General features: G+C 52.2%; 14 protein-coding genes. 10 read left to right on the top strand and 4 right to left on the bottom strand.

The annotated features are described in order from the left end of the window. A complete protein-coding gene (locus HF324_RS18880; RefSeq protein ID WP_220100773.1) occupies positions 1-1,944 on the bottom strand; it encodes a sensor histidine kinase in 1,944 nt (647 codons plus the stop codon). Positions 1,945-2,194: 250 nt separating this feature from the next. Between HF324_RS18880 and HF324_RS18875 the strand changes: the two genes are divergently transcribed. From HF324_RS18875 to HF324_RS18830, 10 genes are all read left to right on the top strand, one after another. Then, the gene (locus HF324_RS18875; RefSeq protein WP_168803965.1) at positions 2,195-2,674 is read left to right on the top strand and encodes a hypothetical protein; all 480 of its coding nucleotides are present in this window, start codon (positions 2,195-2,197) and stop codon (positions 2,672-2,674) included. A 6-nt stretch (positions 2,675-2,680) separates the two neighbouring features. Then, positions 2,681-3,022: a hypothetical protein gene (locus HF324_RS18870; protein WP_168803964.1), complete on the top strand. Its 342-nt coding sequence runs from the start codon at positions 2,681-2,683 to the stop codon at positions 3,020-3,022. Positions 3,023-3,032: 10 nt separating this feature from the next. Beyond that, positions 3,033-3,542 carry a DMP19 family protein gene (locus tag HF324_RS18865; protein ID WP_168860523.1) on the top strand — a complete coding sequence of 170 codons (510 nt, stop codon included), beginning with the start codon at positions 3,033-3,035 and terminating at the stop codon, positions 3,540-3,542. Positions 3,543-3,566: 24 nt separating this feature from the next. Beyond that, a complete protein-coding gene (locus tag HF324_RS18860; RefSeq protein ID WP_168803962.1) occupies positions 3,567-4,214 on the top strand; it encodes a suppressor of fused domain protein in 648 nt (215 codons plus the stop codon). 98 nt (positions 4,215-4,312) lie between these two features. Further along, positions 4,313-5,575, top strand: coding sequence for a hypothetical protein (locus HF324_RS18855; RefSeq protein ID WP_168860522.1), 1,263 nt, complete (start codon positions 4,313-4,315; stop codon positions 5,573-5,575). 173 nt (positions 5,576-5,748) lie between these two features. Continuing rightward, positions 5,749-6,246: an RNA polymerase sigma factor gene (locus tag HF324_RS18850; RefSeq protein WP_168803960.1), complete on the top strand. Its 498-nt coding sequence runs from the start codon at positions 5,749-5,751 to the stop codon at positions 6,244-6,246. Position 6,247: 1 nt separating this feature from the next. Continuing rightward, complete coding sequence (locus tag HF324_RS18845) at positions 6,248-7,042, top strand: anti-sigma factor (protein ID WP_168860521.1); 795 nt, start codon at positions 6,248-6,250, stop codon at positions 7,040-7,042. 141 nt (positions 7,043-7,183) lie between these two features. Next, the gene (locus HF324_RS18840) at positions 7,184-7,894 is read left to right on the top strand and encodes a ferritin-like domain-containing protein (RefSeq protein ID WP_168803958.1); all 711 of its coding nucleotides are present in this window, start codon (positions 7,184-7,186) and stop codon (positions 7,892-7,894) included. Between the two features lie 29 nt (positions 7,895-7,923). Then, positions 7,924-8,736 (top strand): ferritin-like domain-containing protein, encoded by an 813-nt coding sequence (locus tag HF324_RS18835; RefSeq protein ID WP_168803957.1) that lies wholly within the window; start codon positions 7,924-7,926, stop codon positions 8,734-8,736. Positions 8,737-8,767: 31 nt separating this feature from the next. Beyond that, a complete protein-coding gene (locus HF324_RS18830) occupies positions 8,768-9,172 on the top strand; it encodes a hypothetical protein (protein WP_168860520.1) in 405 nt (134 codons plus the stop codon). Between the two features lie 161 nt (positions 9,173-9,333). Here HF324_RS18830 and HF324_RS18825 read toward each other — a convergent pair whose 3' ends face one another. From HF324_RS18825 to HF324_RS18815, 3 genes are read right to left on the bottom strand one after another with little or no spacing between them, the layout of a single operon-like run. Continuing rightward, the gene (locus tag HF324_RS18825; RefSeq protein WP_168803955.1) at positions 9,334-10,041 is read right to left on the bottom strand and encodes a DUF3823 domain-containing protein; all 708 of its coding nucleotides are present in this window, start codon (positions 10,039-10,041) and stop codon (positions 9,334-9,336) included. A 21-nt stretch (positions 10,042-10,062) separates the two neighbouring features. Continuing rightward, on the bottom strand, positions 10,063-11,853 hold the full coding sequence (locus HF324_RS18820) for a RagB/SusD family nutrient uptake outer membrane protein (protein WP_168860519.1): 1,791 nt from the start codon (positions 11,851-11,853) through the stop codon (positions 10,063-10,065). 18 nt (positions 11,854-11,871) lie between these two features. Continuing rightward, positions 11,872-15,210 (bottom strand): TonB-dependent receptor, encoded by a 3,339-nt coding sequence (locus HF324_RS18815; protein ID WP_168860518.1) that lies wholly within the window; start codon positions 15,208-15,210, stop codon positions 11,872-11,874. Between the last annotated feature and the right edge of the window lie 171 nt (positions 15,211-15,381).

Genomic DNA, 15,381 nt, shown 5'->3' with positions numbered 1-15,381 from the left:
TTATATTATAGGAATGTATAATGTTACGATAGTGCCTTGTCCGTCCGTCGCTGGCTGTTCCCTGACTTCCAGCCGGGTGTGCGGATTGTCTTTCAACATCAGCAACAGGCGTTCATCTGTAATTTTTGTCGATAGTGACTGATGTGAGTCATCGGTTTTACGACGCCTGGACTCCGTAAGCCCGATACCGTTATCGGTGATGGTGCACACGAGGATATGATCGTCGCTTTGTTCGTTGAACCGGACGGTCAATAGTCCGTACTGCGTATCTGCCAGTGGCTTTAGGCCGTGTTCAATGGCGTTTTCCACGAACGGTTGTATCAGTAAAGGAGGCAGTTGCAATGCCGTCGACGCTTGATTGTCGATATGGTAATCGAAGCTATTATTCAGTCGCAGTTGTTGTAATTCGATATAGTTTTTCAATGTTGCTATCTCGTCTTCCAATGTGATTTTTTCCATGCGGGAATGTTCGAGCATGCGCCTGCTCAGCCGGGCGAATTTGGAGAGATAGGACACTGCCAGCGCTGTGTCCTGCTTCAGGATCATTCCCTGGATATTTCCCAGCGCATTAAAGATAAAGTGGGGGTCCATCTGGGACTGGAGCAACCTTCTTTCGAGCGACAGCTTGTCGGCCAGGTTTTCCAGTGTTTCCTTTTCCATGAGCTGCATCCGGAGTTCGTTGTTGGCCTGCTGCTGCTGAAGGATGTCTTCCCTGTTCTGGAAGTAGCGTTGGCGGTAATAGTAGGAGCGGTACATAAACACCAGTCCTGTCAGCAATACAGCGGCGATACCATACCCCAGCAGTTTATTTTTTTTCTGGAGATGGTTTTCCTGTTCCAGTTGTGTGATCCGGGTTGCCTTTTTATCTGACTCAAACCTGGCATCCGCGTTTTGCAGCATTTGTTGCGTGGATTCGTCGTATTTCAGCTGATTATAGCGGAGAAAAGGAACATCATAAGCGTAATATGCCGCATAATCCTTTTCCCGGGCGGCCAGCTCTTTCAGGGACCCGTAGAAGGCTGCCAGCAGGTAGTTGTCTTTGTAGGGGAGTGCCTGCTGGTAGGCGATCCCCGTTTTGAACAGGTTTTCCGCGATCCGGTATTCTCCTTTTTCCAGGAAGAACTGTCCGCGCAGGCCGATAGCGCTCCTGTATACATTCTTCAGCTCATACCGCTGGCTGATGGCAGAGGCTTTCTCGAGGCAGGAAAGAAAGGCTTGTTCATCTGTTGGTTTGGGGCCATTCAGATAGAGTACGGCCAGGTTAATATAGGCGATACCGATATTGCTCTTGCTGATGATTTTTGTGTCTTCTTTTTCTGCCAGTTCGGTGGTTTCCCTGAAAAAGGTGACCGCTTCCTGCCACTGGCCACGATCGCCGGAAGCGGTACGGTCCAAGAGATAACTGCCCACAGCTAGTCTTGCGTGTAGTATGTTTTCCGGTTCACCTGATTTTTCTGCATAGGCCAGTGCGGCATCCGCATACTTTTTTACCTTTTCTTCCGATCCCGGGGAGAAGAGATAGGAGATATCGGCGCCGATTTTAGCGCATAAGTCATATGCTTCGAGCTGGGTGAACAGGCCGTAGGCCTCCAGCAGGTAGTCGAGAGCTTTGGATTTGTCATCTATATACGACCTGAGCGATCCCATGGCCCAGGCAGCATATGCTTTGGCCCTGTTGTCGGTAGTGGCGTCTGCCGCCAGGTGGGACAGCTCGGCGTAGCGGGTAAATTCTTTCAGGTGCAGCAGCCGCCGGTGCGTCATTGCCAGGTAGGCCCCGCAAATAGCCTGATCGGCTTTGTTCTTTTGTTCTTCCGCCAGGTGGAGGGCCTCCAGCTGTATCCGTATGCTGGCAGTAGAATCCGTGAACCGTTTGGCATAGCCTTCCCGGGCTGATTTTTCTGTTGCGGAGATTCCCTGTGCCCGGACCCCACCGGATATCAGCATACAAAACAGGATACTGCAGCCATATTTTTTTATGCGCCCTTTTACAACCATATAGATGAAATGACGGCTAAGATATTGATTGTTGCATGACTGGCAAAATATACTGAAAGTATTCTCCGTCCTTGCTGGCGGCCTGTTTTCCGGATGTTGGACATATGCTGCCAAATAACAACCGGAAGTGCGCAAACACCAATTACAACCGGTATGCCTGTGTGTAAATTTCTAATCTTGTTAAAGAAATATTTACATTATGAAAATGAAGTTTTGGTTTTTTGCATTGACTTTTCTTTATCTTTCCGTGGAAACAGTCCATGCACAGCAATCGGAAGAAAAACGCATCAGGATTGAACTGACGGTGAAAACGAACAACGGCCAGGTGGCCGCTCTGATCAGGTCTTTTACGGTTTCTTACAACAGGGCGTTGAACGCACCGCAGGACACTGTTAACGGCAAGCCGGCGCAGACCGAATCTCCCCGGGGCCACTACCTGTCGGCCGATTTTGAGAAGCAGAACATCCCGGTGTTGCAGGCTTTCATGAAAAACAAGAAAGGCCTGGACGGGGAGATAACGGTCACAGATGCTTTCGGAAAGCTCCCCGGCCGGAAGATCGTATTTAAATCTGCTGTACTGGAGACGATGAACGACCAGGTGACCGGCGATTATGGCAGCGCCTTTATGACGCTGAACTGTGAGGAGCTGGTGATCGACGATGTGAAACTTGAATATTAAACAAACATGAAAGAACCCACCGTGTTTAAGTTCCGTGAACCCGCGTCGCTGGGCGTGTTCAGCACCAAAGGCTTTGTGGAAGGACTGTTGCCTGTATTGCGCGTTGTGCATGAGCATGACGGGTACTGGCAGTTCCTGACCGCAGAGTTTATGAACGTAACGACGGAGGAGGAATTGGCACGTGCAGAAGAAGGGGCCGTGTTGCTTTGCCTGCGGGATGTGGTGGCATTGGACGACACGCTGAACGCACTGTTTGACCTTCCATGCGGAGAGTTTGCCGACAGGAAGTTTATCGGAGACGAATGGGTAAGGTCCGCATATGACGAAGAAGACGAATCAACAAGATAAAAATCTAAACATGGAGTTTTTACCTACTATCAGTAAGGACGTAATAGCCGTTGCCGGCAGCGACGATTGGGAGTTTATCTATGCGGTGCTTGAACCTTACCAGGACGCCATTGAGGAAGCGGAGGACGAAGAAACGGTCCTTGACCAGCTGACCGACGATCAGCATACTCTGCTGATCTACGATGCGCTATATGGACAGGTTACCAACGGCGGCTTTCTGCAGTTGATCCACAACGGCTACGGGCAGTTTGTCTTTGATGGCGCCTTTATAGAAGACCTTAGAAGATGGTCGATGAATGAGACAGCAGCCCTGCTGATAAAGGCTGAAGCCATTTATACGGAGCATAAAACGTTCCTGGAACAGGACCGCGAGCTCGAAGCGTTTTCCGCGCTTTATAAAGAGTTCACGGCATTTGAACCGCTCGATGAAGCTTTTTATGATATCATGGACGCAGAGGTGTCCCGCTTCAGACAGTATATTGAAAGGAACCTGGCTTCGTTTGCAACAGTGACAGCGTAATGTAATACCCTAATTATTAACCGTATGGACATTGAACAATACAAACAGCAATTTGACGAGCAGGACGCAGTAGGATGGGACTGTATCGACGGCGCCATGGAAAAGCTTTACCCGGGGCAGGAGCCCAGGCATTACGCCCCCGGTTTATATTATGCACTGGGTGGCGATAACCCGCTGGATGGTATCAGCGTTTATGAGAGCAGGCAACAGGCCGATCATCTGCATTTTGTGACCTACGGTTTTTCTGAGCTTTATTATGATGAAGAGGCTGCGGGCGGAGAGTTCAGTAAGTTCGGTTTTGAGCTCACGTTCAGGCTAAAGAAAGTCACAGAGACAGAAGATCCTGCCTGGGCCTGTAACTTACTGCAGAACATCGCCAAGTATGTATTCAGTTCCGGCAAGTGGTTTGAAGAGTTTCATTTTATCCCGGCCAATGGCCCTATCAGGCTGGAATACGAAACAGATATTACGGCCCTTGCTTTTATAAAAGATCCGGAGCTGGGAACGATCACCACGCCGCACGGCGAGGTCACTTTCCTGCAGATGGTGGGCATTACAACTAAAGAATACGAGTCGCTGATGCAAAACCCTACCATAGGAGAATGCGAAAAGCTGTTGCAGCGCCTGCGCGCCGATAATCCATTGCTGATTACAGATCTCGACAGGAAATAACGTAATTTTTTTTCTACGTACTACTACTGATGCCTTCCACAGCAGCACAGGGTAATTTTGCGCCGTCAATCAAATACCCCTGACGTTAATTGCTGCATATGAAACATTTTTGGAAGGTCGCTCTGTTGACCGTAGCCCTGGCTGGCTGCCGGGGAAAAGAGAAAATTGACCCGCAACCGGTTCCCGGTCCTATTACTGATAATAACGGCGTAGTGACACCCGTTGGCGTCATTGACGGAACGCCGGTCACTAAAGAGATCGGGGCCGCCGGCGGTACACTGACGACAGCAGACAACCGCATTTCTGTCAACATACCCGCCGGCGCCCTTCAGGTCGCAACCTCCTTCACCATACAACCCATCACCAATACCAATATCGCAGGATTGGGGAAGGCGTTCCGTATCACGCCGCATCAAACACTGGCCAGGCCGGCCACCATCACGATACATTATGACAACAGTGACCTGGAGCGAACTTTCGTGGAAGCGCTGGGTATTGCCTACCAGGACAGCCAGGGGAAGTGGAAGGCCATTGGCGGTGTGCAGCTGGACAAGGAAAAGAAAACGGTCACTGTGAAAACTACGCACTTCAGTGACTGGAGCTTCTTTGAAGCTGTTTTTATAGAACCGGGTTTACGGTTTACTGATCCGGGCAGTACCGTGAAACTGTCTGTCAAAAGCTATTTTAATGCTGACATGGACGACTTGTTGTACCCACTCACCAGGGAAGGCGAGGAGACTTATATCAGTACCCCTAAAAACGATCTGCCATTAAAATACATTGAAAAGTGGGAATTGGCGGGCCCTGGACAGTTACTGCCGGACGGCAGCCATGCGGTGTACCAGGCGCCGGCGGCGATCCCCGTAACGAATCCTTCTACCGCCAGCGTGCGGATCAGGTTGAAAAACGGTGGTATAGGCCTTGTGCTGGCCCACATATTCGTGATGCCGGAAGGTATCGCCCTGAAAGTGGACGGCGGCCCCTGGGAAGTGCTGGGCGCTGCTACAGGCAGCAGTACCAATGGGGTGAACCGTATCGGCGGCCTGCCGTGGGAAGGGTCTTATCCGGAATGCAGCGTTACCTGGCTGGGCGAGCAAGAGGGGCGCTGGCCCTGGTCAGACACCAGGTATTTCCAAATGCAGCGGACCGGTAGCCATGTTTTCCTGGGTTATTACCAGGTTGGCCAGACAACGCTGCCCAGCCCCGGTTATCTCGAAGTGAGCGGCGTCGGCGGCGTTGGGCAGTATATCACTGGTACGTTCCGTCTTGACAGGGCCAGCTCCCAAAAACCGGAAGGGGATCGGGTGATATACCGGGAACACAGGATAGACGGGATGTTCCGGGTAAAACGTCTTATTTGATTTTAAATATATCAGTGTGTGACCGGGCTGGCCTTCAGGGCCGGCTTTTTTTTGCGAAAAATTACGGAAGAGGTAAAACCTTTTCAAAAAGCATCCCGTATCTAATACCATCTGAGTGGATCACCGTATTGAAGGAGCTACCAACATATACCGAGCAAGAGCTGATTACTGCGTTGAAATCACGCAGGGAGGAGGCGTTTAACTACCTGTACGACCATTATGCCGCTGCATTGAACGGCGTCATCCGCAACATCATCCCGGAAGAACACACCGCAACGGACCTCTTACAGGAGGTGTTCATTAAAATATGGCGACAGATTGATCACTATGACCCGGCAAGGGGCAGGTTGTACACCTGGATGTTTACCATCGCAAGAACGGCGGCCATCGATCACGTGCGAAGCAAAAGCTGGCAAAACAGCCTGCGGAACAGCGAATTGACCGAAGGCAGTCAACAATTGGCAGACCATAGCATACTTCCTTCCGATGAGCTTGGCTTACGCAAAATTGTACATACACTTAAAGACGAACATAAGGCGGTATTGGAATTATCTTACTTCCAGGGTTATACGCAGGAAGAAATCGCCCGGTTGATCAACATCCCTGTAAACACCGTCAAAACAAGAATCCGGGCTGCTATTTTACAACTGAAAAAAAAGATAAAGCGATAACGTGGATATCAAGGCATACATAGAAAGCGGCATCATTGAGAGCTATGTCTTAGGCTTAGCTACTCCGCAGGAAGCGGATGAGCTGCAGCGTTTAAGCCAGACCTATCCTGAAATAGCGACAGCCGTTGCCGGTTGTGAGCAGTGGCTCCGCGAAACATCTGACCAGTATGCCATACCGGCCCCGGAGGCGCTGAAAGCCCGGCTGCTTGTCCGCCTGGAACATGAATTTCAACCGGCGAAACTGCCTGATGTACGTTATCGCCGGGAGAGCCTGTTTAAGTACGCCGCAGCAATATTATTACTGTTACTCGCCGCCAGCGGCCTGCTGAACGTATACCTGTACAGCAGTTATCGGAAAGCCAGCCGGGATTTCGTACAGCTTCAATCCGGCATCGACATGATGGCCGCAGACAACAAGGCCTTCCAGGCAAAGCTGGCCGTTCTTGAGCAGGACCTGCGGTTTATTACCGCACCCGGAACGTTAAAAGTGCCGCTGGACGGTGTCGCCGGCCGGGAAGACTATCAGGCAACACTCTACTGGAACACACAAACAAAACAAGTGTACCTGACTGCCGGCCGGCTGCCTGCACCGGCGCCGGGAAAACAATACCAGTTGTGGGCGATCGTCGATGGAAAACCAGTATCCGCCGGACTGTTGAACCAAAACTGCACCGGTCTGTGCATGCTCACCCCTGTTCAGCAGGCGCAGGCATTTGCGATTACCCTCGAAAAAGCCGGAGGAAATGCAGCTCCCACTTTAGATCAAATGGTAGTGCTGGGTAAAGTGAAAGCCTAAACGAAATTTTCTTTCAAAAAAAAATTACAAGTCAAACCTTTAATGGAAATATCCCGTATCTGAAAACGTGGTTATAGTTCTGATAGTTAGTCATCCTGATTAAGTGCTGTTTATTTCATAAAGCTTTCTAATTTTTTTCTTATGGAAAACTTACATCCGGTTTTGCCCCCTGAGGGCAATAATGACCGCCTATTGCCTGATAAGCTCGGCAGGAGGAAATTCCTGGCCTATGTTGGCCTGGCGGCGTCGGCAGCTACACTGGCAGCCTGCAAAAAAGATAAGGACGAAAACAACATGCCGCCCGCGGGTAGTATTGACCTTGGGACGGGAGATGTTGGCATTCTCAACTATGCCTTTGCATTGGAACAGCTGGAAGCCGCTTTTTACACACAGGTGGTGGCAAGCCCCTATTCAGGGATAACTGCCGGTGAACTTGCGCTGCTGACTGATATCCGGGACCATGAAGTTGCACACCGGGAGTTTTTTAAAGCAGCCCTGGGAGCTAAAGCCATCGTTAGTCTCGAAGTAAATTTCTCTACGGTCAATTTTGGAAGCAGGGACAGTGTACTGGGCACTGCCAAAGCGTTTGAAGATCTCGGTGTATCTGCCTATAACGGGGCCGGGCAGTTAATAACTGACCCGGCCTACCTGTTGCTGGCAGGTAAAATAGTGTCGGTGGAAGCCAGGCATGCTGCCCTCATCCGTGACCTGATCAGTAACGGGTCTTTTGCGGATAGTACCGTCGTTAATGCCAGTGGCCTGGACCTGGCCAGTAAACCTGCAGAGGTGCTGATGGCAGCGAAACCATTTTTGAAATCAGTGTTGTACGCAGGGAATTTACCTACGGTATAATGCCTGCTTTATCTCAAAAAAATAAAGTCATGAACATACAAAATATTATCTCGGAAATAGAACGGTTTGATCCTGAGGTTTACGACCGTTTTGACTCCCGCCGGGCTGCGATGCGGCAGTTTACCCGCTGGGGCGGCAGGCTGGCGCTGGCGGCGGTGCCTTTTGCGTTGGGCAGCATGTTTAATAAAGCATACGGCCAGTCTTCCGGAAGCGGTATAACAGCCGTACTCAATTACGCCCTCACCCTCGAATATCTCGAAGCGGAATTTTATACAAAAGGAGCGGCTTCAGGTGTGGTGCCTGCCGGAACGCCGGCGGTAGGCGCTATCAATACTATCCGCGATCATGAGAACGCTCATGTGGTTTTTCTTAAAAATACCCTCACCGCCATGGGCGCTACGCCGGTGTCCAAGCCTGTTTTCGACTTTACCGCCGGCGGAGCATTCGCGAACATATTTACCAACTACGACACCTTTCTGGCAGTGGCCCAGACATTTGAAGACACCGGCGTAAGGGCATATAAAGGAAGGGCCGCGGAGCTGATCAGCAATAACGCCGTGCTTACCGCTGCGTTGCAGATTCATTCCGTAGAGGCCAGGCATGCCTCCCACATCCGCCAGATGCGGAAGGCGAGAGGCGCTAACCTGAAACCATGGATCACCGGTAAAGACACGGGAGGAATAGGAGCGGCCGTGCAGGCCAGTTATAACGGCGAAGAACTGACGGACCAGGCGGGCGTCGATATTACCAAATTTGTAAGCGCCAATGCTGCCAGTGAAAGTTTTGACGAACCCCTCACTGCAGCGCAGGTATTGGCGATCGTAAAACCTTTTATCGTATAAACCATCATTTCTCACATTTATCTGAATAGTTATGAAAAAAGCATTTATCCTGTTGGCCGTATGTCTGCCAATATCGATGCAGTTCGCAGCAGGCATGACGTCCGTTTCACGGAGCGATATACATCCTGTGGTTGTGCGCGACTGGACCAAATCTGCCACCGCTACCTGGCCGGCGATGAAGGACGGTAAAACGCTCTGGTATAAGCTTGACAAAAAAGGTGGCCTCTGGTGGAGCGCGGACGGAAAAAAATGGGCAGCTGCCAGGGAGGGGGCCTGGACTGACAAAGAGGGCAAATGGCTCAAGATACACGAACATAAGCTGGTGTGGAGCACTGACGGCAACTCGTGGTCAGAAGTGCCTGAATGGAAATGGGAAGGATCCGATGGGAAGTGGTACAAATTCGACAACAACTGGACCCTGTGGGTGAATGAATAGACACAGGCCCGAAATTTTTTGACGGCGATCCATGGAAAAGGGCTGTACCAAAAGTTTACTTTTGGCCAGCCCTTTATAATTACATAGAGCGGCAGCGTGCCGTGGATGATGTGGATCACTGCTGACCTGCCTCTACGGAGCGCATTGGGGTAGCGATGCTTTTATTTCGACGTTGTTATTTTAATAACGGGCGTATAGTTGTAATATCCGGCAGGATTGTCCGCGCCGCCGATGCGGGCGGCAGCCCTGATATAATACACTGTACCGGCTTTGAGGCCGGTGAACGTTTTCTCGTACGTAGTGGCTTCCACGGTGGCATCGGGTATATTCTGCACATCCTGTATGTCATTCAGCGTATAGCTGTTGACGTCAATGCCTCCGGTCGTACCGATGATGGCCGCCAGCCTTGATATCTTCTGCGTATTGCCGTTGTGTTTAACGCTGTACTTTACCGTTACGCTGTTGTTGGTGACATTGCCGGTGGTTGCTGTGACTTTCAGGAACGGCGTCACCGGGATGTCTTTTTGGGTATTGGCGGCAATATCCACTACCAGTGTATCCCTGTAATAGAATGGCCCTTCTGCCACGATACGGTACTTCCCGGTAAAGAGCAGATTGTTGGCGTAAGAGCCGTCAGGGTGTACGGCAGTATTAACAGGATTAGGATTGCTGCTGCTGTACCCTACCTGGTAATAGCGGATCACGGCGCCGTTAAAAGCTTGCACGGGCACGGCTTCATTGGTTTTAACATCGGTGAGCCGGCCCTGAATGCCGGCGTCGGGCGCGGCGTAATTGTCTTTCCTGCAGCCGGTGAGCACTGTGCTGCCCAGCAGGAGTGCCATACAGCTGTTGATGATATGTTGTTTCATATATTGTTACTTTTGTTTTGGTTAGAAGCCCGGGTTTTGTACGAGGTTGCTGTTCTTATCGATCTCGCCGGTGGGGATACGCTGATAGTACATGCGGGAAAGGAAGGTGCGGGTGTTTTTAGGCGCCGGCACTATCTGGAAGGAGTATTTCATATCGGCGGGTGATTTCCCGTTTTCCCACATGAGCCAGGGATAGAGCGCATGGAACTGTGTATTGTTCAGCAGATCAGTAGCGATGCGCCAGCGGCAGATGTCCCACCATCTGTGATTTTCGAAGGCCATCTCTACCTGGCGTTCGTGGCGTACCTGGTCGCGGGTGACGCTGTTGAGCGTTTTGATGCCCGCACGGTCGCGCAGCTGGTTGACAGCGTTCAGCGCATCGGCTGTTTTGCCCAGCTCAATAGCGGCTTCGGCGTAGTTCAGCAGTACTTCGCCATAACGGAACACGATCCACGGTGTGGTAGAGCGCCCATCTGCCAGCCGGTTGACCGGGTCCATGAATTTTTTTACATAGAAGCCTGTTTTGGTTGGATCGCCACTGAGCAGCGGACCGTCTTTGCCAACGCGTGGTATGCTGTTAGCTCCGCTGCCATAGGTGTCTGTCAGGTTGGCGGCGGTGAACTGCACACCGTTGTCTGTTACGCCTCTTCTTAGTTCCACAACGCCGCCCTGCCAGGGTGCGCCCGGATACAGGATGCTGGCGAGGAAGCGGGGATCTTTATCTTTAAACAGGTCGGCGGTGTTATTATAAAGGATAGGGTTACCGGCGGCGTCATTTATTTTCAGTTTGCCCGGTGTGCCATCGGTGTATTCGAAGCTCTCTACCAGTTCCAGCGTGGGATTGGTAGCGCAGCCGTAATCAACTTTAAAACTCTGCGGCGCGTTGTAGAAGTCGAAGCCATGCGCCAGGTCGGGCGACTGGTACGTCTTCACAAAGATGACTTCTTTGTTTTTGTCCATGTCAGCGCCGGTTAAGAACAGTTGCTGGAAGTTGGCGGTTTTATCACCATTGCCGTTATACAGCTGGAATTTTCCGGAGCTGATGATTTTCTGTGCGGCGTCGTAGGCTTTCTGCCAATAGCCGTCGGCGTTAGCGGCGATGCCTACCACGCCGCCCAGTTGCACGGAGCCGTATTTCGCAATGGAGGCGGCATATAACATTGCCCGGCATTTTAAGGCGAGGGCAGCGTAGCGGGTGGCGCGGTAGAGGTTATCGGTGTTATGGGCTTCCGGCAGCTGGTCGGTGATGGCGTCCAGCTCGGAGGCGATAAAGTCATATACTTCCTGTTCCTTGTTACGCGGCACTTTCAGCGCTTCGATATTGCCGTTGTAGTGCTGTACGTTGGTGATCAGGGGTACGCCGCCGTAGCGTTTTACGAGGGAGAAATAGTAGAACGCCCTGACGAAGCGGGCTTCAGCGAGGAAGCCGGCTTTCTGTTCTCCGGAGATATTGGCGTTGGGGATTTTTTCGATGAAATCGTTGACGTTTCTTACGTAGTTGTACTGCCACCAGGCAAACATTTCATCGCCGAGGATGGGATCAAGGGTGGCGCCCCAGCTGTAGGAACGTACTGCTTCATCGCTGGCCTGGCTGGGGAACGCGGCCTGGTTTCCTTCCACCCAGTAGTCAAAGGCTTCGGTTTGCATCCTGCTGTAGAGGTTGGCGGTCAGCGCCTGTACGCCGGATACGGAACCATAGGCGGCATCATCGGAGATGATGTCCTGTGCTTTTCTTTCCAGGAAATCTTTGTTGCAGGAAGCTGACAGGGTAAGCAACAGCGCAAAGGATATATGTTGATGTATTTTTCTCATGACGAATAGTTAAGTGGATCAGAATTGCAGGTTCATGCCCAGGGTGAGTACACGTTGCTGCGGATAGTACTTGCCGTTACCGGCCGCATTCGTGTCGTCGTTGGTGGGCATTTCCGGGTCAATAAATTTCAGGTTGTCGAACGTGAGCAGGTTCTGTGCAGAGAAATAGAACCGCACCTGTTCGATACCGGCTTTAGACAGCATCGGTTTAGGCAGGGAGTAGCCCAGTTCCACGGTTTTTAACCGCAGGTAGGATGCGTCTTTCAGCCAGAAGGAGGATACGCCTTTGTTGTTGTCCAGGCCGTTGGTGACGGTAGAAGGGTATTTGCCCGGCACCCATTCGCTCTGCGGGTTGTACGGGTCTCTACGGTGCCAGCGGTCGGTGAAGTAAGCAAAAGCATTGGCGCCGTTGCTGAAAGGGTCTCTCATGGCGCCGTCTATCAGTATATTATAGTTGGCGGCGCCCTGGAACAGCATGGAGAGGCTGAAGCCTTTCCAGGTGGCGGCAAGATTGAGGCCGTAGAATAATTCCGGCGTGTTGCCGCGCCCGATTACCTTGCGGTCGTTGCCGTCGATGATGCCGTCGCCGTTGAGATCTTCATATTTGAGATCGCCTGGCTTGAGGGTGGTATTGCCTTTGCGGTCCTGGATAGCCCAGCCGGCAATTTCTTCCTGGCTCCGGAACTGCCCGATGGCGTTGTAACCCCAGATCATGTTGCTCCATCTGTCGTTGTTATTGTCTTTCCAGTTGGCGAATGCGTTGGTGGAGCTGGCGCGTTCCTGGTACAGATTACGTGTACGCGTCCAGGTGATATTGGGAGATACGTTAAGTACCACGTCACCGATTTTTTTATTGTAGCCCAGCACAAGCTCGAAACCCTGCGTACGGTCGCTGTTCAGGTTTTCAGCCGGGAGGCCGGCGCCGTAGGTGCCGGGGAGGGAAAGCACCCGCTGAGCAAACAGGCCGGTACGTTTGCGGGAGAAGAAGTCCAGTTCAACGGTGAACATGTTCTGCAGGAAGCCCGCTTCAAATCCGATATTGGCGGTGGTGGCGTTGAACCAGGTGATGAGCGGGTTAGGCAGGCCGGAAGGCGTGAGTCCGCCCACGATGTTTTTGCCGAAGATATAGCCGCCATCCGGATAGCGGTAGCCGGTGAGGTATTGGAAAGGATCGGCGGAACCGTCGTCGCCCATCTGGCCCCAGGAGCCTCTGATCTTGAGGTTGTTGACCAGGCGGGCCATATTGCGGAAGAATGTTTCATCGCTCATTCTCCATCCGGCGGACACGGTGGGGAAGAAACCCCACCTGTGGTCGGGCGCCAGTTTGTAGGAGCCGTCGTAGCGGAAGCCGAGTTCCAGCAGGTAGCGGTCTTTGTAGTCATAGTTTACCCTTCCTACATAACCCATGTAAGCGGCTTCGCTGGCTTTACCGTTGTTGTTTTTATTGGTATTGGCGCCGGCGAAGAGCTGGTCCAGTGCGTCGAGCATAAACTCGCGGTAGGCTTCAAACTGGCTGCCGATCGTTTGTCTTTGTTCAAACAGGAGCAGGCCTTTGAGGTGATGGTCGCGCGCTACCGTTTTGGTATAGTTAAGTGACAGCTGCATCAGGGTGTTTTCTTCCTGTACTTCATCCTGTCTCAGGTTGGTGGGTGCGTTGCCGATATAGCCCACATCGTATTTATTCGTAGCGGCGTTATAGTTATAGAGGCTGAATTGTTTCACCCATTTTTTGTTGTTGGCGGTACCAGACTGGTAGGAATAGAGCGCTTTTGCAGTCAGGCCGTCCACGAAGGGAACGTCGTAGGTAAGGGACGCGATGCCGCTCAGGTATTTGTATTGCTGTGCGGAATATCCTGAGTAGTCACTGTTCATGGAAGCCAGCACGTTATGGCTGAAGTTTGTCACAGCGTAATAGTCCGGGTTGCCGTTGGCATACAGCGGGTAGGTAGGATAGGCGCGTTGCACCTGGTCCATCAGCGTGACGCTTTCAGCGGCGGGGTAGTGGCGATTTTCGAGGCGGCCGCCGAGGTTGAGTTCTGCTGTGAGCCGTTTGTTGATTTTAGTGCTGATGTTGCTGCGGAAGTTGTAGCGGTTGAAACGGGTGTCGCCGCTTTTCCACATGCCCTGCTGGTTGAGGTACCCGAGGGAGAAGAAGTAGCGGGTAGATTCTGTGCCGCCGGTGACGTTTACGTTATGGTACTGTTGCGGTGTGTTTTTACGGATGGCGGCGTTGTACCAGTCGGTGCTTTCGTAGCCGGGCTGCCCTTCGCGGTATTTCTGCACTTTGTCGGCGCCGTATACCGGTGCGAGGCCCTGGTTGAGCTGCGATTCATCTGTCAGTTCCGCGAATTCGGCGGCGTTGACATAGCGGGGATAGCGCGTATTGCTCTGGAGGCCGAAGTAGGTGTTGTAAGTGATTTTCGACCTGGACATGTTTCCTCTTTTGGTGGTGACCAACACTACGCCGTTGGCGGCTTTGATGCCGTATACCGCTGCTGAGGCGTCTTTAAGGATGGAGATGCTTTCTATTTCAGAGGGGTCGAGTTGTTCGAAGGTGGAGGGTACACCGTCCACGATGACGAGGGCTGTGCCGAAGCCCCTGATATCGATGCGGGAGCCGTCTTTGCCGGGTTCGCCGCTGTTCTGTACCGCGCGGATACCGGGGAGCCTGCCGGCGAGAGCGTTGCTGACATTGGTGACGGGCGATTTGGCTATTTCCTGCCCTTTTACGGCGGCGACGGAGCCGGTGATGTTGACTTTCTTCTGGGTACCGTAGCCTACCACCACCACCTGGTTAAGGTCACTGATGGCCTGTGTGAGCGCTACCTGCAGGGTGGTTTGGTTGCCTGCGACGATTTCACGGGGTGTGTAGCCGACGAGGGAGAACACGAGTACGTCTGTTTCACGGACTTCCAGTGTAAAGGCCCCGTTTTCGTCGGTGTGCGCGCCCCGCTGCGTGCCTTTGATACCGACGCTGACATAGGCCAGCGGGTTCCCTTTTTCATCGGTCACGCGGCCGGTGATCTTGTTCGCCACGGCAGCCGGCTCGGGGTTGCCGGGCGTGACTTTACGGGTCACGATCACGGTGTTGTCGATGATCTCGTAGGAGAGAGGTTGCTGGCTGAGCGCCGCTTTCATCACCTGGTCGATAGTGCCGCGGGAGATGTCCAGGTTGACCGGTTTGGTACCTGCCAGCCATTCGTCGCGGTATACAAAGGTGTAGTGGCTTTGTTGCTCTATCAGCGCAAAGATGCTTTCGAGCGGTTTGTTTTTTACCGACACGGTGAGCTGTTGCGCAGATACGCCGGCAGATACATTGATGCAGAATAGTGTGAGCAGTAAGGTGGTTAGCTTCATAACCCTGATGACTTTATTACAGCGGCAACGGCCCTGAGGCGGTGCTGCCTGTCGCCTTCCGGGGCGACCGGTGAACAAAAACCGTGTTACGGGCACGGTTTTAACATAACAATCCAATTGCATAGATTTGCAGTGTTTGGGTTTAGAGATCAATAATCTTAGTCGGATATT

The sequence above is a fragment of the Chitinophaga oryzae genome, assembly GCF_012516375.2.
GTDB classification, from domain to species: domain Bacteria; phylum Bacteroidota; class Bacteroidia; order Chitinophagales; family Chitinophagaceae; genus Chitinophaga; species Chitinophaga oryzae.
Note: the sequence above shows the minus strand (reverse complement) of the source record. Positions and strands in the feature narration are given on the sequence as shown.